The following is a 19,579-nucleotide window of genomic DNA, read 5'->3' on the forward strand; positions in this document are numbered from 1 at the left end:
GTCTCTATCAGCAAACCAGCACTTATGTTGTGTCCGGCAGACCTACCATCCGTGAGCGATACACACCAACTCGACGGCGAGGTAGCTCTTGTGACCGGCGCGTCATCCGGTATTGGGCGTGCCGTAGCCACGACACTTGCAGCCGACGGCGCGGCCGTCGCCGTTGCCGCCCGGCGTGAAGAGCGTCTGGAAGATCTAGTCGACGAGATCGAAACCGACGGCGGGACCGCTCTGGCAGTGCCGACAGACGTGACCGACACTGACGCAGTCCATGAGATGATCGCGACCACTCGTGCGGAACTCGGCGGCCTGGATATATTGATCAACAATGCGGGCGTTATGCTGCTCGCACCGGTTATTCGTGCCGAACACGACGACCTCCAGCAGATGCTCGATGTGAACCTCAAAGGGTTGATGGCTGCAACACGAGAAGCACTTCCTGGACTACTCGATCAGAACAGCGGACATATTGTCAATATCTCCTCGGTTGCGGGCCAGACAGCAAACGAGACCAGCGGTGGCTATTCCGCGACGAAGTTCGGTGTCAACGCCTTTTCAGAGTCACTGCGGAAAGAGATCGCCGACAGTGACGTTCGAGTGACTGTCGTCTCCCCTGGGGCCGTCGAGACGGAACTTGGCGACCACATCCCCGATGAACAAACGAAAGAACGAATGGCCGATCTGACTGACGATTTGATCCCGCTCCACCCAGACGACATTGCCAATGGCATTGCGTATGCACTCACTCAACCACCACGTGTGAGCGTGAACGAACTCGTGATCCGACCCACAAATCAACGGTAATCGCTGTCTGCTTGCCGTTTGCTGACGATCGAGTCCACAGCAGCCCAGATATGAAAGAACCCAGTGGTCTCTACTAGGGGGTTGGATGCCTCCGGTGAGCCAATAGGGAGTGGTTGCAAGGTGATACTCGTGGCTCGGAGGGATGGTGTTCCAGCATAGTAATCGATACCGTCGACATACGAAGGAAGCAATGCTCTACTCAGAGTATGAGTGCAGCATGGTGGCCTGTTTTATTCTGAGTCCACTGAAACATTCGATCAAATGCCTACGTACTGTGTTGTCTGCGAGTGGTTTTTTCAGCCAGTATTTTATTAAGTTAGCTCAAATAACATAATGTATGGTCGGCACGGGCACACTCATTATCGGAGTTTCGTTAACTGTCGTGATGGTTTTGACTCTGGGGCTGTTGTTACGGTTGTTCAAAGACGCTGATGGACTCTAATCAGCGTAGAGCACATTTGGTTCATGCTGCATTCGCACTCGCAGTATAGCAATGAGTAGACCTAACCAACAAAAGAGGCAGAGAAGTCCTTCTGTTGGTTAAGCTTGTGAAGACTCTGGAATAGATTCTGGAAACGCTCTATTAACAAAAGAAAACCCACCGAAGAAACCGAGTTCGCCACTACCCAATACCACTCCTGAAACATGGAAATCACACACTTCGGATTATGTTGTTCTTCGTCGACTAACGAAGTATGTTTGAGAAATCAGGGTCGACGTCACCATCGTCGTCCAGACCGCTCGCAGTGAGTCGACCAACTCGGGGATCAGAACGAAACCAAGACCTCGTCAACAAAGCTAACCCATCAAGTGATGACCTCCTACTCCCGTCGCTCAATAACGGTATCACGCTCCTGGATGTCGACGGCAGTCGGGGGGTTCCAGTGCTCCAATCGCTTGTCCTCGATCACCTACTACTCCACAACGGACCCGCTTTCTGGGTCGACGCAAATGGCCACGCGACGACGACCACACTCGCCCAGATCGCGCCCAGTCATCGGCTTCTCAATCGCATCCATGTCGCACGCGGCTTCACTGCTTACCAGCACTACGGCGCGGTCTGTGACCTCCCGACGGCAGTGAATCAATCCATCCAAGAATCGACCGACAATACCGGACCGCGAGGTCGACAGCCTACGGATTCTGACAACGACTCCTCCCTGCACACCCCATCGCTCATCGTCGCCCCCGCTGTCGACGCCCAGTACCGCACTGATGACACCCTCAACGAGGGACACGCAAAAACCCTCCAAGCGCGAACACTCGCCCGCTTGGCGACCTACGCTGACGGCTACGATGTCCCCGTTCTTGCCACCCGTAGTAAGCGCGACACGTTCGCGGAGCCGGTCAAAACGGCCGCCGACCACCATCTGGAGTGTGAGCAAACCCGAATGGGCCCGCGGATTGTCGGTGACGACTTCGAGACCCTCATCTATCCCGTCGACGACGGCGCATACTATCAGACGACGTTTGCCTACTGGCGACAGTTGCTCGAAGCACGCGCTGCGCAGGTCGGTATCGAACCAACGACCACCTCGCCGTCGACTCCCGACAGTGTGGGTACTGGCCTCACCACGACCGGCGAGACGACCTCGATGGCGGCGAATCCTCTGCTCGATGCATGGACTGCTGGTGGTCCTGGAGGGCGATAGCGATGGGACGAACGAATCCAACCTATCGGGACGCACTCCGAGCTATCGAAGACCGCTGGCAGGACTTTCGTCGAGCCCTCCGTCGACGCGATCAACCCCGCTTCGATCAGTTGTTCGCCTACGTACGGGAACACGCCGATGCCAGCGGGCTGTTGAACCATCAGAATCCACTGTTGCCCGCACTGCTCAGTATCGATCTCGAACAGGAGCGTCGACTCGATGAACACGAAGAACGGCTTGAGGAACTCGAAGAAGAGATTGAAGCAGAGGAAAACAAATAGTACGAATATAGCCGTAATACTCATTACGTATTACTTCATATCTCCAAGTAGAGACATGCCACGCATCACCACAAAAGGTCAAGTCACTATCCCGAAGGAAATTCGAGAGACGCTCGGAATTGAGCCCGGTGACGAGATCGCCTTCGAAGAGGTTAGTTCTGGATACAAGATTCAAAAGAAAGAACCGACTACCGCAGACGGAAACGATCCTTTTGCTAAATACCGCGGCAGTGCCGAAAGCGACGAGACCATGCCCGAACGCATGCGTCGACTTCGTAGGGAGTACCCCCGAGACGTAGGAGACGATTGCGACGATGAGTCGGAGGCAGAGGCGTGATCACGTCGGTCGATACGAACGCCCTTCTCGCGCTGTTATACGATGATGATTATACAGACAAGAGTGAAACGGAGCTTCGACGTGCCTACCGAGATGGTCGAGTCGTCATCACGTCAATTGTGTACGCTGAACTTTCAGCAGATGGTCACTTCGATTCGACATCCGAATTAGACCAATTCCTCGAAGATTTCAGTATTCAGGTTACTGAGCCATCGCAAGAAGCACTTTTCCAAGCTGGCGAAGGATTTCAGCGATATTCTACCCGCCGACCAGATGGGCTTCAGTGTCCATCTTGCGGGGCAAAGCAGACTGTTCAGTGTGAAGAGTGTAGTGAAGATCTTGCACCACGTCAGCATATTGCTGCAGACTTCATTATTGGTGGGCACGCAACTGTCGATTGTGATGCGTTGGTTAGCTTTGATACAGCTTTCTATGAGACATATTTCCCGTCATTGACCATATATCCGGAATCATCGGCCCACGACTGAGCAGCTGTTTCGGACGCACTTGAGTTCAAGAGACCCAGTCTTGACGCCGTTGATATCTACACAACCCAGTAGCTCGTCATCTAGACGAGACAACTCAGATGGCTGGATCCAATTCGTATTTGGGCGAAACGCATTTGCACGCACCATTCAAATAATGAAATAACGAGTATGTCCGATCACCCGGCACATGAGATCGAATCCGTCCGGAATCGGCTTAATGTCGTTACCCAGGAGACACGATTCGCGCTTCTCCAAGATATTCTTGGACATCCCTCGGAATTGCCGACGTTGAAAGAACTCGATTACGTCAATCCAAGCAAGAGTCAGACGACGATCCGGCAACATCTTGAGCAGCTGGTTGATGCGGATATCGTTGAACAGGTTACCTTGCCGAAAGACCGACGCCAAAACGATCTTCCGTACACATTCTACGGGATCAGCGATAGTGGTCGACAATTCCTCAAAGAACACAAGCTACTCCGCGCACAGGATACGCTCCGAGAAATCTACGATCGGATAGAGAAGACAGATGACATCATCCGATACGAGACTGCCCCGCGACCTGAAAACTGACCGTAATGGATCTGGTCAGAGGGTCGAGTGACCCTACCGTTTAAATGATGCCGCCGATGATGAGCAGACCAACGACAATCAAGAGCGTCATGATCACACTTCCTCCGGCCAGCAGCGTGTTCTCCATAGCCTGCTTGTAAAACGGCATTTCAGCGTATTCAGTACGGAAGGATTCGAGATTCTCCTCGTCGTAGAAGTACTTCGTCTTGAGCGCGAACCGGTCGGTGACCGCACAACCCGTACAGACAGGCTCACCGGTCAGCCGTTCAGTTTCGATGTGACTCCCACACGCAACAGCGCCACAGTTCGCGCAATAGGTGTAGGTTTCGTCGACGCCGTGTGTCTCACAGTGGACGCAGCGATGGATACCGTCCTCAATCGTAACCCGAGAGGGGCCTGCGGCGTAGTACTCGTAGGGATGGCTGTAATCCTTCAGATGCGTCGTCTGTCGAACCTCCGGGAGGAACACTGGGTCAATAGACTGCACTGAGATATCCGAAAGGTTCGGCTCACAGGTCTTGTTGTAGGTCACGTTGTTGCCACCGGTGTAAGTCACCGTCGTCGTGTGGAACTCCTGGAGCCGGTCGACTGCCCACTCTTTGTATTCGGTTTCGGTCTGGCCGAACCGGTGATCACTGACCTCGTCGAAGACCTCCTGAAACCGCTCAATATCGAGGTCGACCGTCGTGTGACGATTCTCCGCGACCAAGGTTGCAACGGCATCATCGGCTACCGACGGATGACCGCGACCGGCGTGGACAACAAAGTTGGTTCGCTCATTAATTCGGTGGATAACCCCTACAGAAGTCTCGAATACCGCATTCGTGTCAGCAGTGACCGAGACAATTGGATTGAACGTGACCTGTGTGTGCGGCTCCGGAATTTCTGTGCTGTCGATGTTTTCGATATCACGGAAGGCCTCTTTGATTGGTACTTCGATGGACGCTGCCGGATCGTATGGCCGGAGCGTCTCGTCACAGAGAATCTCGATGCGACCATTATAGAGATCGAGGCCGATCTCGTCGGCGATCCGCCGGAGGTCCTGGCCATCGGTGAGTTCGATCTGATACGGATCGTCATTCTGTTTCAGCCTGTCGGCGTACTCCTGTGCTGGCCCGGTGAACCGACCAGTCGTCACGACCATACCGCGTTTCGGACCGTCGAACTCGAACGTCGCAATCGCGGAATGGAGTTTCTGGACGACCGGTCGACCAACTGAATCGGTGTGCTTGCACTCGACGACGACAGCCCGGCGGATTCCGTCGACGACTTCCTCCATCAAGATATCCCGTCCCTCATCAGCCGTTTTCGTCGCTTGCCGCACGTTTTCGTATCCGAGATTCCGGAAGACGTCCTCGATCACATCCTCGAATTCGAAGCCGGAGAGATCGTCCAGGACAGCCATACTGATACTACCAACACTATTCTGTTAGCAGTATATACAGTATTTGAAACCGACAGTCGCAGATTTAGACGGTGAGAAGTCGGTTAGTTATCTCCGCTGTACGGCGGTTTGACAGTGTCGACGACCCGTACGTCGAAATTCAGATTTGGCCGAAGATTATGGCGGATTTTCACCGGTGTTGAGGTGTTTGAATGACTCCCTGTGATATGCCACTCGCCACAGTTTCAACACAGCCCGTGTCACGAGCCGGACGTCGACCTGTTTGATACACGAATCCTCGACATCAGCGGGATCTGACGATGCATCTGGCGGTGGATGGAAGTGACCAAGATCGCTTACGTGTGGGAAGTCGTCACCAGTTGGGTGTCTTCCCCACCGAAAATTCTGGTTCAGGGAGTCTGTATAGTGAAATTTATAGTCACCTTGGGTTGTCCACTGAACATCAATCCGGGCAGATTCTGCATCACACAGTCCATCAGCCAATTCGATTGTGAGATGATTCGGTGACAAGTAATCATCCACCGTTGCTGTAGCTAGCGGTTCTTCTTGATCACAAACATCCCGAATTGTGAGGAGTGCTTTTCGATCAATCGCACCACGCAAGGTGTGAGATTCTTCTGAGAGATACTCGCGATCAGACATCGAATCTATGGAGATGCGCTCGTTTTGGAGTTCGGCACGTTCTCGTCGTTGATGAATCGCTGGGCGCTCGAAATCGAAAGCGCAGCGTTTGCGAACGCGAGATTACGACGGGTTGTTTTCCATTCCAGGAGATCAGCGTCGACTTGGTCGTGATCAACGCTCTGTGTTGTGAGAGTCTCATCGGCAGCTTTGACCGACAACTCTTCGGGTGACTCAGCGTCGTACTTCTCTTGGAAATCTCGGATGGTCGACCGGAGTTCCGAAACACGCTCACGCAGTTCTGCTACGGACAGCTCCTCAAGGATATCGGTCGCCTGCTCAACGACAAGCGATTCTGAAGATCGAGAGTACAGCGTCGCCCCATGGTCACCGGGTTGTGTTGAGACAAATCCGTCGTCTGAGAGCGTATTGAGATGCTTTCTGGCAGTCTTTTCTGAAACGTGTGCTCGCTCAGCGATAGCAGCGACGGGTTCTGGGGAGTATGCGTGGCTAATGATTTCTCTGACGCGAGTATACGGACTCATCTCCTGCTTCCATTCTTCAACGACTTCCTCATTGACATCATCAAACGGTTCTGGAGGGGGTGTATCAGGCATGGGTACACATACAATGTGAAGTATCATAGCTATTTTGGTGTAGTACTATATTACTTCAGAGCAGATTGAGTTCATCAGGCTCTGTTGAAACCCTTGGTAGTTGATACAAACAGTGTGCTGCATACAAGGCGCGTATCTCGCACAGAAGTTCTTCGAAAACCAGCTGGTCGGATCGGTCAAGACACAGCATTCATCGACCGGCCGTTTCATTCGATATTACGTCTGAAGAACAGATTCAACAGAACCGAGTATCACGCACCTCCCGTTAAAACGACGATGTAGTCAGACAGATCGGCTCAGAACGAATCGGTTACACTCATATCGTACTGTCTTTGCGTAAGTATTAGTTTGACGCGTCAGAGACGACCACTATGGAACACCCGAGTGTTCTCGTGTTCGTCGAATTCCCTGATCCGAAGTTCCCGACCAGTGGGTTCTTGAATGGTCTCGCGTACCCGGACGCGGAACTCATCGGCTTCTACCAGGTTGACGAAGACGAGTCCGTTGAGGAAGCGCGGGCCGAACATGACGAAGAATTCAGAGCGGAACTAGCGAGACACGCTGAACAGTTTGAGGAACGAGGAGTACGGACCGAGTTCGACCTCACGTTCGACGACGATCCGGTTGAAACACGCGAAAAGGTCGCCAAGAAAGATGGCGTTGATGCGATTCTCACGTCTGGAGGAGCAAATACACTTGGAAGAGTGTTGATCGCTTCCCGTCACACGAAGAATGCGGAGGCGAAGGTGAATACGCTCCTCAATATAGTTGACCGTGACGAGCTTCTCTCAGTGGACCTCATACACGTAGCGGATCCAGATGACCCGGAGGGAGAAGCTGAGGGTGAAAGCGTCTTAAAATCGATGAGTTCGATCCTCACCGACCAAGGGATCCCGTCGATTCGAATCAATCAAGAGGTACGGAAAGGGTCGGACGTATCGTTCGAACTGAGACAAGCAGCTCGCAACTACGACCTGTTCGTAATGGGTGCAACCGAACAGGATGTCGGAGATGAAGTATTTGGCCCAGTTGGTGATTATATCGTTCACGAACAGGATGTTGCTGTTTTGACTCTTCGGTAATCTTCGCCTCGTCGGGAGGCTGTTCCCGATGGTCAGCAGATGAAGTCGTATTGAACCCACACATTCACCGACTGGGTAATCCATTCGACTTGAGGCGAAGTAATCGAAGCCGTCGTGCTGACTTCATCCTCTATATTCAGCACGACCGTCAAAATATATCACTAATTGAGGATTTCAACAAGGCCAATCAAACCGTAATCGACAACAGTCGTCAGAGGATGGAACTGCAGACAAGCTTTGATAGCACTACCGGTCGTCTGGGAGCAAATCCTCGATGAACTGGAAGCCGTTAATAAAGGTGATTGAGTCGCCATATCCTTCAGTCGCCAGTACAGTTTCAGCACCCTCACCCGCAGCAATATCAGTCGTGTAAATGTACACACTCGTGGCTGTGCCCGCACTGAGGTGTTGAGCTGCTAATGCAGCAAGGGCGGCATCGGCCCGTTCGACCTCATCCGCTGGGCGGTCATCAGCGTTCGCGATGTATCGTTGGACACCATCCATCGCACGTGAAACGCTTGGTTGTGAGAACTCAAGTGGGGGAGCGACTGCCGTCCAGCCCTCCTCAATCGCTTTGTCGACTGGCAACTGCTGGCTGTCAGAGTTGTCCATGGTGAGTTCATTGTACACCCGCTCTGGAAGCACAAAGGTGAGATCGTTGCGGCGGGCGAACTGGCGAACGACTTTATATCGTTTATTCGATGGCTTTCCCATCGCAACGAACAGGCCGGTATCGCCAATATGCAGTGAACTCACGTGTCGAATTGGTCGACATCAATCGCGTCGAGTGAGGCTCCTGAGGATTCGATCTCGTAGTATTCGTCGACGACAGGACCGAGTGCCTGAAGAATGATTTCGGCGGCCAGCGGTGAGATGTCGAGGTCCTGAGCCATCAATCGGTGAGTCATCTCGCCCCGTTCGCGTGCGACGGCGTAGGTGAGCGCCGTTGCGAGACCAGCAACCCCGTGACGGTCGATGTACGTATCGATATCGTCGTTTGTCTCGCGACGGCCGACTGCATCAATCAATGCTGGCGTAATCGTGTACTGGCGATCTTTGCTGGCCGTTACGGTCAAGTCAATCTCATTGGCGGCATACTGACGAGGTTGCTCAGTTTGGGTTACCTCGACAACGCCAGTATCGACGAGTCGGTTTACATAGCTGTAGGCGGTTCCCTGAGCGAGCCCAAGATCATCTATCACATCTTGAACAGTGGCCTTGCCTTCATGAGCGAGATACGTGTACAACTGAGCCAGCTGTGGCTCTTCGAGAAGGTCCGCAACCGAAAGGAAATCACGGACGATGTTCCCGGTGGCCTGTTTCGAGGTGCGTGGCATAGGTTTGTTCTCACTTACAGATTACAGCGAATCCGTAAAGAGTGTTTGGATCATTTTTCCGGAGTTTCTTAACCTACAAAACAGAGACAGCCAGCATTTGGTCTTTCCAGGACGCAATGCGACAGGCATTGGCAGCTTGACCAACACCCAATCGGAGAGACCCTGATGATGAGTCGACTATTGCATTACGAGTGGAAAGAGCAAATATTGTTGGTTAATCTTTGATCAGATCACAAGACACAGTAGACCGTCTCGGGGTCAAGCCTGAGGCACTCGGCGCGCTCGGAGTATAAATCCAAGAAACCTGGAAGCTACACGCCATTGGTTATGTGAAAATCTGGAGTCAAAGATAGCATGTCAGGAGTATCAAAGAGACGATGCCGTTCACGATAGATATCCTCGATGATGGAAGTATTCTCGAATGGGAATCGACAGCCGACGGCACAGTCGTAACCGAGCACGACGACTATACGCCACGTTTCTACGTCGGCCCGCGCTCACCCGACGGCGATATCGACCTCACGAGGCTTCGGAGGATCTACGAGAATCATCCTGATGTCGTCACAACCGAGATTGTCTCTCGGCGGCCAGGATTCCGTCGCGATGGCGAGGAGGTTCTCGGCGTCGACGTTACTCACGTCAACCGGGTCACCCCACTTGCTCGTCAAGCACGGCAGCTGTCGGAGTACCCAATTGGAGATCTTGCCTGCTTCAACGTCGACTTTTCGCGGGAGTTCCGCTACTGTCTGGAGAACGATATCGATCCGACGCCAGCGAGTGAGTTGTCGACACTCCGGCTTAGCGTCCCCGTAACGGAGATGACAGGAGATGCCTACACAGAGCTGTCCGTCGACGGTGAGACGATTACAGGGTCGACAGAAGACGTTCTGACAGCTGTACAGGCTGCGGTCGACGAGCGCGATCCGGACATTCTGGTCTGCTCGACGAGCCAAATCGTTCCCACACTGCACGAGATGGCCACAAATGTGGGCGTCGACAACTTCACACTGAGTCGATGGCCAGATGTCGACTACCAGCAGCTCGCCAGCCAGTCGACGTATTCGAGTTACGGCCGCGTCGGTCACTCACCGGCCCGATACAACGTTCCCGGTCGAGCGATCATTGATGAATCAAACACGTTCTTCTACGGCGAAACGAACCTCGACGGCGTCTTGGATCTCGTCTCTCGGTCGAAAAAGCCCATTCAGGAACTCGCGTGGGCCTCGATCGGGAACGTCCTGACAGCGATCCAGATCTGTGAAGCCCATGACCGCGGCGTATTGGTCCCATGGAACTCCTGGAGACACGAGTTCTACAAACCGATGGGAACACTCCACGATGCCGACCGTGGTGGGTTCATTTTCGCACCAGAGGTCGGCTTGCATGAGGATGTTCACGAACTCGATTTTTCGAGTCTGTATCCAAACATCATCTGCACGCACAACGTCTCACCTGACGTGATTCGGTGTGAGTGCCATCGTGATCGCGATGATGTTCCTGGACTCGACTATTCGATCTGTGACGAACAGGGATACCTTGTCGACGTCCTCCAGCCGATCATCGATGCTCGTGATGAGATCAAGGCTACAATCCGTCAGGAACAGCAGCAAGACGAGGTCGACCAAGAGCGACTCGCAGAACTCGAAGGTCGGTCAGGTGCCCTGAAGTGGATTCTCGTCGCCTGCTTCGGCTACCAGGGGTTCTCTAACGCGAAGTTCGGTCGGATAGAATGCCACGAGGCAATCAATGCGTTTGCTTGCGAGATTTTACTGACGGCGAAACAAGGACTGGAGGATGGTGGGTGGCGTGTGGTCCACGGGATTGTCGACTCGATTTGGGTGACTCCCGATCCAGACGTCGACGATAGCCAACGAGTGGATCTTGATGTACTTGCTAATGAGATCACTGAGTCAGTCGAAATCAGACTCGAACACGAGGCCCACTACGACTGGGTCGCATTCGTCCCACAGAGGGAGAGTACCGCTGGCGCGTTGACGAAGTATTTCGGAAAGGTCGCTGCTGAAGACGAGTTCAAAATCAGGGGAATAGAAGCTCGACAACGGTCGACGCCGTCGTTTGTCGAAGACGTCCAGCGAAAGTGTCTCGACCGCCTCGACGAAACACGATCTCCGGAAGCAGTTCTCGGGTATCTTGAGCGAGCTATTGCGGAACTCCATGCTGGTGACGTGGCTGTCGACCAGCTTGTCGAACAGAACCGTGTCTCGAAGCCGTTGGAGGGATACACGCAGAACACCCAGAACGTTGCCGCACTCAAACGAGCTCGTGATCACGACCTCAGTGTTCATCCAGGACAGGATATCGAATACGTGGTTGTCGACGACGAGAAATCCTCGCGAGATCGCGTTGCTCTTGTTCACGAGAAGATCGAATCGTACGATCCGTCGTACTACGAGACACAGCTCGTGCGAGCCGTCGAAAGTGTCCTGTCGCCGTTGGAGTGGGACCGCTCGAAGATCCGTCGGGAACTCGCGGAGACACAGGTGCCGGAGTTGTCGGTGTTCGCGGATTCTGAGTATTAACCAATGCCACCGCATGAGTTAGTGATTTGTTGGTTAACGCTCAACGCTCCTATGTAGAAACGTGGAAGGTTGATCTGCCGCTCGTCGAGACGGCCAACAGTATCTATCTCAGCCACAGCACGACAGTCACGGCGAGACTCCTATTGGCGGTCCTCTGTGACTGACGAAATAAGGTCTAATTAGCTAATACAGTGTCCAAAGGTGAGCGGGAAACCAGTGCCGATGTAACCAACGCCCCACCCCCCTCATTCAAAGTGAGTTCTACCAAAACTCCAACACACTCCAACCACACCACGTGATTAATTAGCTCCAGAGACTATCACGTTTATTACACTGTACATCATTTGCTACCGTAGTAGAGTTTCGGCAGACCGAACCGCCGATGTGGTTTCGGCGGTGAGGAACCGAACTGCTGGCTGGTGAATCTGTTGTTTCATCGTCTCTTGTAGCTGTTTCCCGGCAGCTCGACCGTTTCGACCCCTGTTTCGAGTGACTCAGAACTCCCGCATTTGTGTTGTCGATCTCACTTTGAACGAGGGGGGTGGGGGTTGGGGATCACCTCGACACGACGCCAGCGACGGGCTGGTCGACACTTAGCCAAACGATCATACCGACTGACCTATCGGCAAACTCACTTTGAACGAGGGGAGGGGTCGAACCGTCTCACCAGAGTCTGTCAGTACGCCTGTAGAACTCACTTTGAATGAGGGGGGTGTCCCGAATAGCTCACTTTGAATGAGGGGTGGGGTCGCCGTCAGTTCACTCGAAAGCTGGTTGACCGAACAGCCGTCACAATTGGCCCGAAACTAACCGAAACCGGGTCTCTTGAACTCTTACACCCACGAATCTCACTTTGAACGGGGTGGGATAGATATTTGTACCGTGGCTGATTGTATAGCTGTATGACCGACGAGTCGACGGGGTCGAACAGGTCGGATGCAGCTCGCAACACCGACGAGATGTTTGTCGCCGAGTCCGACTCACCGCGACTCATCAAACGACTCGATTTGCTCGAAGTTGGGGCGGTCCCCGAGGGTGACCGGATCGTCGGTCGCAACAACGAGATCGAAGCCTTGGTCTCGAACCTCCGGCCAATCGTTCGGGGCGAGCCACCGACACCGGTGTTGATCTCTGGCAAAACCGGCACTGGAAAATCGCTTGTCGCTCGGCACGTCGCCGAGACCGCAACCAACGTCGCCGAACGCGAAGGTCTCGATGTCGCCGATATCTACGTCGACTGTTCGCAACACTCCACCGAAACGCGGGCCGTTTGTGCCACCGCACGGGCGATCAACAAAGTCGCGGGATCGCCGCGAGACATCCCTTTGACCGGGCTTGGGGCGTCTCAATACTATACCTACATCTGGGAGCTCTTAGAGGACTTCGACGCCGCGGTGGTCATGCTGGATGAAATCGACCGGATTCAGCCGGATAACGACGGCAATCAAGATAACATTCTGATGCAACTCTCGCGAGCCCGTGAGGCCCAAAAGACCGACACGAACATCGGGATTATCGCTATTTCGAACAAACTCGATTATCCCGAGGAAATGAACCAGCGAGTACGGTCGTCGTTCGGCGATGCTGAGTTACTCTTTCCGCCGTATGACGCCAACCAGCTCAAAGACATCATGCGAGCCCGCGAAGATGCGTTCTACGATGATGCCCTCGAATCGGGTGTGATTCCGAAAGCAGCGGCGCTGGCGGCCCGCGAACACGGCGACGCCCGAAAGGCGATTCGGATTTTGAAAAACGCCGGCCAGATCGCCGAGGAAATGCAAGATACGGTCGTTCGCGAAGCCCACCTCGATGAGGCCAAACAGCGGGCCGAAGCCGACCGCGTGGCCGAACACGTTTCGACACAGACACCTCACGCCCGGCATATCCTGCTGGCGCTGGCGTTGCTGACAAAAAACGCCGAGGCCGACGACGGCGAGGACGGCTATCGGACGACCGCAGTGTACGATGCCTACAAAATCGTCTGTGAGCAAGAAGGGACTGATCCGCTGAAAATCGACCGCGTGCGACAGTTGTTGGACGAACAGGCGTTTTTGGATATCATCGAGTGCCGACGGACTGGCGGCGGCCACCAGAAAGGCACCTTTACCGCCCACCGTCTGCTGAAAGACCCTGACGTAGTGGTCGAAGGTGTGGGCCACGACCCGGCGTTAGTGGCATCGGATATCGGAATCTGAATTCCGGGTGTCGACTGTTGTGCCGCTCGAAACCGAGCGTATATCACTTTGAACGAGGGGGGTGGTTGTCTGTGGATGACCCATGAAGACTGGTGTGGTGGATCGACCGTAGCAGGCTGCTATCGCCCATCAACAGCAGGATTACACTTTGCATGTGGGGTGTCGATAGCTCGGGAAATAGTGGAGTATTGTTAGGTCGGTTTATTTGAATAGGTGGAGTAGCCTGCGAGCCAAAACACACGAAACATACTCTTTGACAGTCACAGATTTTGACAATGAGTAGAGTGGTAGTATACTATAGCGGGTATCTACCTACTCATCGGGGTTGACTGGCGATTTATATTTTGACTTGACCTTCTCTCCCTCTCGCCACTGCCAGTAGTAATACCGGTTGTCGTTGATTTCCTTGATGGTAATCGTGGCTTTTGTCGGAACATCGTCGGGGAGGTCGTCCGGCCTCTCCTTGATCCCGTCGCTCTTCGTATCTTCTTCGAGGCCGGCTTCCCGGGCTTTGTGTTCAGCCAGTGCCTCGGCGTAGCGGGCAACGTCCCGGAGCTGGTCTGGTGAGTATCCGTTGATTGTGTTGACGATATCTGTCGGAAGTTCCGCTGGTGGCGTCGGTGGCTCGTAGGACATAGCTCCAGCCGTATTAACCAACAATATCCCCAGAATCATAGCTTTGTTGGTTAAGATGGTGTCGTCACGCCCAATCAGCTAGATCTACTGAAATGACCGTTCTAGTTAGCAAACCCTGACTAACTTCGTGAACCCCTTCTTGCCGCTGTATTCGTGTATTGACTGCGGTCTCAGACTCGTAGTCGACCATTTGGATTTGTATGGGCAGTCGAGAGGAGAGCTGGATGGTAACTTACGTGGGACATCTCGCCTACGAGATGTTGTTGGTTAGGTGTAGTCGACTACGTTAACCAACAAGGCTGTTGTTGCCCTATTCTGTTGGTTAAGGCTATGCTCCCCCCTTGCAGCGACCGTCTAACTATCTACGAGAACATCAGCGACTTTTGAACCGTCTGCTGTCAATCGAGATCGAGGCTTTCGAGATCAGTATCGTCATCGAGCGCTCGATGACCTAACTCAGTAATTCGATAGGCTGGTTCGTCTGGATGTCTCTCAGCGAGGTTGTGCTCAACATAGACTGGACAGCGTTGTGAGGCCCACTGTCGACTGAATTTAGTGTTTATCTCTAGATTTTTTGCCGTGTGCCACCCCTCGTATTTGCTTAGCTCTTCGAGAATATACGGATCTGCGGGTACGGCCCAATCAACCTCTCGATACATATGACTTAGTGCTTGATTATTGTCTGGGAGGTATATACTCGCCGAAAGGATTCTCTACGCTATTACCAGATAGTTACCAATTCAATCGGTATTTATACTATACGTACGAATGTCCAAGTTTATATACCGGTTGCTCAGTAGTATCTCTCAGAGCCAATTCCATGCTACCACGAATCTCCGACATTCCGGGCGGTAGCGGATTGGCCACTAATCACCACATATGTCACAGACTGACGATTCCTCCTTGCAGGAACATACGAACGCTCGTCCCCGTCGACCTCCTGGACTCACCTTCGGGCTCACAGCTCTGACGGCGATCCTGCTGTCGGCGGTCGCGGTCGACCCAGTTGTTGCTCAACAGCCGCTGCAGAGCTCTGTGTGCGATGCCGAGAATCTCCCGGGCATGATTGAGGGATTCTTCCAGATTACGACAGCTCTCGGTATTATGGGTCTTGTAGTGGTCTGGCAGGCCGATTCCCTCGTCGATATGTTCACGCTCGATCCCGAACAGAAGAGAGGGATCAAACAGCACAAACGATCAGCGATGAAGTCGGCTGTCATCCTCGTGATCCTCGGTCCACTGTACACGGTTGCCGGATCGATCATGGGCCTTCCACTGGCAGAGTGCGTTAATCTCTCGCCTTGGTGAGCTGGGGGCTGCTCTCAACAGACCACATGCAGGGGCACCTCTCGGTACTACTGGGCGTTCTCTTGGTGGGTTGTGTAGCCACAGGTGTCGTCACAGCAAGTCCGCCACTTCCTGGAACAGCAGAAAACGGTCTCTCTGCGAATGAGACGGCCACACTCTGGTCAGGTGACTCTGATAACTATATCAGCCAAGAGGAGTACTACCAGCGCTACGGCCACGAACGGTCGACCGCAGCTCAGGTTGCGAATGGGACCGACATCACGTTCAAGCGACCACCTGCGACCGCTGAGACGTGGACACGCAACGACTTCGAGGACCTCGAAGCAGGTGGTTCGGATCTTTCCGTTCATCCACCCCACGCATCACTCGACAGTGGGACATACATCAAGGATGCCCATGCGACCGTCTTCGCCGTCCAGCCGTCGACGCGAGGTCACCTCGATTCCGATGAAACCCCACTCTATATCGCCCCAGAGGGAACGATGCGTGGATTCATCGACTACCGGGTAAGAGTTCCAGAGGATGACTCGTCGGGGAGTACAACGGTCGACTGGTCGCTTACTGATCACGCGATCCAGGAAGTACGATTGAAGAAAGACGGAGAGACAATTGCACGGACTGATGGGTCACACACGCCTGTCCTCGACTATCAATTCAAGGGGGGACGGAGTACACGTCTTACACTAGAAGCAGACATCCATACCCGGCTGAAGAAAACAACGCGAATTGATCGGGGGAACTACACCGACGTCTCTGTCGACTACCCGACTGAGAGACGAACGGTTTCTGATTCGATCGATGTCGAGATCTACGATCTCATTGCGACCACATCCTACGCTGAATATCCGAATGGTGATACTGGGGTTGTAATCTTCCAGTACCGACCGTGGCAGGGGTATACGCTAACAGCAGATACCGACGCAAAAGTACGGGGTGTCTGGCGGTTCTACACCACTCGCGATTCTAACTGGGACAGGCTCGTCGAATCAGATCACTATGGTAGCGATACAGTCGACTCCGAGGCGATTCCGGTCTACGTTCATGCGTATCCCTCTCGGATTGGTCCACGTGCTGAACCCGAACGAGACGGCCCGATAATCACCGACACATGGGGGACTGAACGACAGTCACCAGTCGACACAATCGGTGAGAACGTCAATATCGAGATCGTAGATCAATCCTACACGCCGACCTACGGTGTCGCTGTTCGAGCCGAAACAGTAGATCGAGACGCACTTCGTGTCGATGGAATCGTTCGGGGAGTGAGCGCATCACTCATTGAGTATGCGTCTGGCTCCGAGCGACAACTTCGACGGAGTAATCTCTCTATTGCAGTTGTCGACCAGAACTCCTCACACGCTACATTGCGTGTCGAGCTTCGTGACAACCAGACTGGTGAGCCGATCGTCCTCGATACCGACGGTCGACTGGCTCCCCTTGGTGGGGATATTCGGAATGGCTATATCACCGTCGACGATCAGCGCCTCGTGACCAACGAGTCTGGAGTCGCACTGCTCACAGTCGACTCTCCTGGACTCTACACAGCAACCTACCATCCCGGGTCGTGGCTCAGCCACAACCCAGCGTACGTTCGTGACACAGCGACTACTCGCTGGCATCCACTCGGGACGCTCGATAGCTGGTTTGAATTGATTTTCAACGCAGGTTGGCAGCTCATCCCGTTCTTTGTGATGTTCTATGCGGGCCATCGATTGCTCCGGATGCTTGGCCCGGAGGACTTCTTCGAATAAGAATCATGACTACACCAAATTCACACATTAGCAGACGCACCGTCTTTCGAACCGTTGCAGGTACGGTACTGGCAGGCCTCGCTGGTTGTCTTGGCGATAATGACTCTGGAACTCCCGATGACGGAACTGACCCATTAGCGGGTCAGGACCAGATCGAGCGTGTCGCCGTCGAGGGGACGACCCTCGTTGTCGAACTCACCACAGGAGCCGAGGTCGACCAGATCAACCTAATCGAACCGAACGGCGAGTTCTTCGGCCAACGTAAGGTGGCCACCGGTGCCCAACAGGTCTCGTTCGACCTCAGAACCAGTTATGTGCCCGGCGAGTACCGTATCGTTGCGCTGAATGGGGGAGAAACAGAGGCTGAGGTTTCGTACCCTATTCAGCCGGATCTTCGAATAGTGGAGATGGGAATTGGAAGGAACCAACCCGAACAGATGTGGGATGGATCGGGCAGAGCAATCGCTAAAGAGGCTTTTGTATCTGTTGAGAACCGAGGTAGCGGACCTGATGCAATCACAAAACTACTCTTCACAGGTGATGTTCCGTATCCTTCTGATGAAGAGGGGACGAATTATGCAGACCATGCTGGTGTAAGTGGCATATACGATCCTAATGCAGATGTAGAAACAGAGGAGGTCATAATAGGTCCTAAGGAGCAACTCACCCTCTACAGCTACCGCTCACCATTTACTTTCATTCGTGGAGAAGGTACATCTTGTACAGCCGAAGAGCAAACTGGTGAATTTGACCTCTCTTTAGAAACACGAGTGGGGAATGATATATCGAGCACTTACACTATTCGCTACTCTGATTCAGACGAGTACGATAATTGTAATATTACAATTAGTGAGGTGTAGTGATGGTTGATTTGATTGATGTCGTCTTAGAGGGATTCAAAGACGTTGTCGACTGGGTTATTGGTCTCTTCATGGAGGGATTGACTACCGGATATGAAACTCTCACTGAGGAAATGTTCGGCACACCGATCCCCCAAACGGATGGAGCATTTGTCTTTGGAACACCGATAAACGGTCCTTGGCCAGTAATAAGAGATTCTTTGGTAGGTGGTGAGATTATGGTCATCTCACTACTCCTTCTCGTAATCTGTGTTCAAGGTCGACATACGATTCGAATATTCAACATCGGGAGTGCATACGAAGATAGAAGAACAAAAAAGACCGCTTGGGTTGGTGCTTTCTTAATTATCACTTGGTATTGGATGGGTGTTCTAGGACTCTATCTAGTAGATGGCTTCACAATCGCCCTGATGCCCAGTCTAAATACGCTAGGCAGTGTGATGATCGACTTTCTTAGAGAGTCATTGACCAATCCTGGTCTCTCTTTTCTGTTTGCTTTTATTGGAGGTGTTTCTATGTGGGCACTCCAAGCGCTCTACTACATTCGAGAGATTCTCCTCTATGTTTACGTCTATACGATGCCGATAGCATTTGCATTCGGCTACGGTAATATACCAATTCTGTCTGAAATCGCAACGGGATTTATCAAGCGTTTTGTCCCGCTCGCAGTTCTTCCCCTCCCAGCAGCAGTAGTGTTCAAAGGCTACGATCTGCTTTACTCCCAGAATGGCCTCACTCCGGATGGTTCATTTTTGAAGTACTTAGTTGCAGCATCGCTACCCTTGATTGCTCTCTACCTCACCTGGAAGACGTTCAAATACGCGACACCGCTGACTGCCAAGGTCATCGGTGGGACGACCAAAAGCGCGGCTCTCATCGGTGGAGTCGCTGCTGGCGCGTATGTCGGCGGTGCTGGGGTTGCGACGACTGCTGCACAGTGGGGCCCGAGAGCTGCCGCTGGGCAGGCAGTCGCCCAGAAGGTCGCTGGGCGGAATGGCAGCTCAGACACGGATTCGACTGACGAGAACAGTGCTGAATCGAACAACGCACCATCCTACCGGCGTACCGAGTACGACCGCGGAATCTACTGAA

Annotated in this window: 19 protein-coding genes; 13 read left to right on the forward strand and 6 right to left on the reverse strand. The window is 53.2% G+C overall.

What is annotated here, in order from left to right; genetic code table 11:
* Positions 1–24: 24 nt before the first annotated feature.
* From HALTADL_RS06075 to HALTADL_RS06100, 6 genes are all read left to right on the forward strand, one after another.
* Positions 25–804, forward strand: coding sequence for an SDR family oxidoreductase (locus HALTADL_RS06075; protein WP_015911620.1), 780 nt, complete (start codon positions 25–27; stop codon positions 802–804).
* A gap of 695 nt (positions 805–1,499) precedes the next feature.
* On the forward strand, positions 1,500–2,456 hold the full coding sequence (locus HALTADL_RS06080; protein ID WP_089672983.1) for a hypothetical protein: 957 nt from the start codon (positions 1,500–1,502) through the stop codon (positions 2,454–2,456).
* Positions 2,457–2,458: 2 nt separating this feature from the next.
* Positions 2,459–2,737, forward strand: a complete 279-nt coding sequence (locus HALTADL_RS06085; protein WP_015911623.1) for a hypothetical protein — start codon at positions 2,459–2,461, stop codon at positions 2,735–2,737.
* 55 nt (positions 2,738–2,792) lie between these two features.
* Positions 2,793–3,074 (forward strand): AbrB/MazE/SpoVT family DNA-binding domain-containing protein, encoded by a 282-nt coding sequence (locus HALTADL_RS06090; RefSeq protein ID WP_015911624.1) that lies wholly within the window; start codon positions 2,793–2,795, stop codon positions 3,072–3,074.
* Entirely contained in the window at positions 3,071–3,562 is a 492-nt protein-coding gene (locus HALTADL_RS06095; RefSeq protein WP_015911625.1) for a type II toxin-antitoxin system VapC family toxin, read from the forward strand. Before HALTADL_RS06090 ends, HALTADL_RS06095 begins: the two co-directional genes overlap by 4 nt.
* Before the next feature lie 168 nt (positions 3,563–3,730).
* The gene (locus HALTADL_RS06100; protein ID WP_015911626.1) at positions 3,731–4,135 is read left to right on the forward strand and encodes a helix-turn-helix domain-containing protein; all 405 of its coding nucleotides are present in this window, start codon (positions 3,731–3,733) and stop codon (positions 4,133–4,135) included.
* A gap of 40 nt (positions 4,136–4,175) precedes the next feature.
* Here the strand turns inward: HALTADL_RS06100 and HALTADL_RS06105 are convergent, their stop codons facing one another.
* From HALTADL_RS06105 to HALTADL_RS06115, 3 genes are all read right to left on the reverse strand, one after another.
* Positions 4,176–5,540 carry a restriction endonuclease gene (locus HALTADL_RS06105; RefSeq protein WP_015911627.1) on the reverse strand — a complete coding sequence of 455 codons (1,365 nt, stop codon included), beginning with the start codon at positions 5,538–5,540 and terminating at the stop codon, positions 4,176–4,178.
* A 156-nt stretch (positions 5,541–5,696) separates the two neighbouring features.
* On the reverse strand, positions 5,697–6,182 hold the full coding sequence (locus HALTADL_RS06110) for a hypothetical protein (RefSeq protein WP_015911628.1): 486 nt from the start codon (positions 6,180–6,182) through the stop codon (positions 5,697–5,699).
* A 5-nt stretch (positions 6,183–6,187) separates the two neighbouring features.
* A complete protein-coding gene (locus tag HALTADL_RS06115; protein ID WP_100190874.1) occupies positions 6,188–6,778 on the reverse strand; it encodes a DUF7342 family protein in 591 nt (196 codons plus the stop codon).
* A 371-nt stretch (positions 6,779–7,149) separates the two neighbouring features.
* Here HALTADL_RS06115 and HALTADL_RS06120 point away from each other — a divergent pair, with 371 nt between their 5' ends.
* On the forward strand, positions 7,150–7,860 hold the full coding sequence (locus HALTADL_RS06120; RefSeq protein WP_089672982.1) for an adenine nucleotide alpha hydrolase family protein: 711 nt from the start codon (positions 7,150–7,152) through the stop codon (positions 7,858–7,860).
* Positions 7,861–8,106: 246 nt separating this feature from the next.
* Here HALTADL_RS06120 and HALTADL_RS06125 read toward each other — a convergent pair whose 3' ends face one another.
* Both HALTADL_RS06125 and HALTADL_RS06130 read right to left on the reverse strand, forming a co-directional pair.
* Entirely contained in the window at positions 8,107–8,616 is a 510-nt protein-coding gene (locus HALTADL_RS06125; RefSeq protein WP_015911631.1) for a hypothetical protein, read from the reverse strand.
* Complete coding sequence (locus HALTADL_RS06130) at positions 8,613–9,197, reverse strand: DUF7437 domain-containing protein (RefSeq protein WP_015911632.1); 585 nt, start codon at positions 9,195–9,197, stop codon at positions 8,613–8,615. Before HALTADL_RS06130 ends, HALTADL_RS06125 begins: the two co-directional genes overlap by 4 nt.
* Before the next feature lie 377 nt (positions 9,198–9,574).
* Between HALTADL_RS06130 and HALTADL_RS06135 the strand changes: the two genes are divergently transcribed.
* Positions 9,575–11,737, forward strand: a complete 2,163-nt coding sequence (locus HALTADL_RS06135) for a type B DNA-directed DNA polymerase (RefSeq protein WP_089672981.1) — start codon at positions 9,575–9,577, stop codon at positions 11,735–11,737.
* A gap of 902 nt (positions 11,738–12,639) precedes the next feature.
* Complete coding sequence (locus HALTADL_RS06140; RefSeq protein WP_245708429.1) at positions 12,640–13,932, forward strand: Cdc6/Cdc18 family protein; 1,293 nt, start codon at positions 12,640–12,642, stop codon at positions 13,930–13,932.
* Between the two features lie 312 nt (positions 13,933–14,244).
* Here HALTADL_RS06140 and HALTADL_RS06145 read toward each other — a convergent pair whose 3' ends face one another.
* The gene (locus tag HALTADL_RS06145) at positions 14,245–14,568 is read right to left on the reverse strand and encodes a hypothetical protein (RefSeq protein ID WP_089672980.1); all 324 of its coding nucleotides are present in this window, start codon (positions 14,566–14,568) and stop codon (positions 14,245–14,247) included.
* An 879-nt stretch (positions 14,569–15,447) separates the two neighbouring features.
* Here HALTADL_RS06145 and HALTADL_RS06155 point away from each other — a divergent pair.
* The 4 genes from HALTADL_RS06155 to HALTADL_RS06170 are packed head-to-tail and all read left to right on the forward strand — an operon-like array spanning position 15,448 to position 19,578.
* Positions 15,448–15,876: a hypothetical protein gene (locus HALTADL_RS06155; protein ID WP_245708428.1), complete on the forward strand. Its 429-nt coding sequence runs from the start codon at positions 15,448–15,450 to the stop codon at positions 15,874–15,876.
* A 26-nt stretch (positions 15,877–15,902) separates the two neighbouring features.
* On the forward strand, positions 15,903–17,627 hold the full coding sequence (locus HALTADL_RS06160) for a hypothetical protein (RefSeq protein ID WP_177171937.1): 1,725 nt from the start codon (positions 15,903–15,905) through the stop codon (positions 17,625–17,627).
* Positions 17,628–17,632: 5 nt separating this feature from the next.
* Positions 17,633–18,487: a hypothetical protein gene (locus tag HALTADL_RS06165; protein WP_177171936.1), complete on the forward strand. Its 855-nt coding sequence runs from the start codon at positions 17,633–17,635 to the stop codon at positions 18,485–18,487.
* 2 nt (positions 18,488–18,489) lie between these two features.
* A complete protein-coding gene (locus HALTADL_RS06170) occupies positions 18,490–19,578 on the forward strand; it encodes a hypothetical protein (RefSeq protein WP_089672978.1) in 1,089 nt (362 codons plus the stop codon).
* The last annotated feature ends 1 nt before the right edge of the window (position 19,579 follow it).

It is taken from the genome of Halohasta litchfieldiae, from assembly GCF_002788215.1.
GTDB classification, from domain to species: domain Archaea; phylum Halobacteriota; class Halobacteria; order Halobacteriales; family Haloferacaceae; genus Halohasta; species Halohasta litchfieldiae.

Coding starts and splice junctions, on each gene's coding strand:
- HALTADL_RS06100 (WP_015911626.1), top strand. CDS start 3,731: ATGTCCGATCACCCGGCACATGAGATCGAATCCGTCCGGAATCGGCTT.
- HALTADL_RS06090 (WP_015911624.1), top strand. CDS start 2,793: ATGCCACGCATCACCACAAAAGGTCAAGTCACTATCCCGAAGGAAATT.
- HALTADL_RS06165 (WP_177171936.1), top strand. CDS start 17,633: ATGACTACACCAAATTCACACATTAGCAGACGCACCGTCTTTCGAACC.
- HALTADL_RS06135 (WP_089672981.1), top strand. CDS start 9,575: ATGCCGTTCACGATAGATATCCTCGATGATGGAAGTATTCTCGAATGG.
- HALTADL_RS06130 (WP_015911632.1), bottom strand. CDS start 9,197: ATGCCACGCACCTCGAAACAGGCCACCGGGAACATCGTCCGTGATTTC.
- HALTADL_RS06105 (WP_015911627.1), bottom strand. CDS start 5,540: ATGGCTGTCCTGGACGATCTCTCCGGCTTCGAATTCGAGGATGTGATC.
- HALTADL_RS06160 (WP_177171937.1), top strand. CDS start 15,903: ATGCAGGGGCACCTCTCGGTACTACTGGGCGTTCTCTTGGTGGGTTGT.
- HALTADL_RS06115 (WP_100190874.1), bottom strand. CDS start 6,778: ATGCCTGATACACCCCCTCCAGAACCGTTTGATGATGTCAATGAGGAA.
- HALTADL_RS06170 (WP_089672978.1), top strand. CDS start 18,490: ATGGTTGATTTGATTGATGTCGTCTTAGAGGGATTCAAAGACGTTGTC.
- HALTADL_RS06080 (WP_089672983.1), top strand. CDS start 1,500: ATGTTTGAGAAATCAGGGTCGACGTCACCATCGTCGTCCAGACCGCTC.
- HALTADL_RS06120 (WP_089672982.1), top strand. CDS start 7,150: ATGGAACACCCGAGTGTTCTCGTGTTCGTCGAATTCCCTGATCCGAAG.
- HALTADL_RS06110 (WP_015911628.1), bottom strand. CDS start 6,182: ATGTCTGATCGCGAGTATCTCTCAGAAGAATCTCACACCTTGCGTGGT.
- HALTADL_RS06145 (WP_089672980.1), bottom strand. CDS start 14,568: ATGTCCTACGAGCCACCGACGCCACCAGCGGAACTTCCGACAGATATC.
- HALTADL_RS06075 (WP_015911620.1), top strand. CDS start 25: ATGTTGTGTCCGGCAGACCTACCATCCGTGAGCGATACACACCAACTC.
- HALTADL_RS06085 (WP_015911623.1), top strand. CDS start 2,459: ATGGGACGAACGAATCCAACCTATCGGGACGCACTCCGAGCTATCGAA.
- HALTADL_RS06155 (WP_245708428.1), top strand. CDS start 15,448: ATGTCACAGACTGACGATTCCTCCTTGCAGGAACATACGAACGCTCGT.
- HALTADL_RS06140 (WP_245708429.1), top strand. CDS start 12,640: ATGACCGACGAGTCGACGGGGTCGAACAGGTCGGATGCAGCTCGCAAC.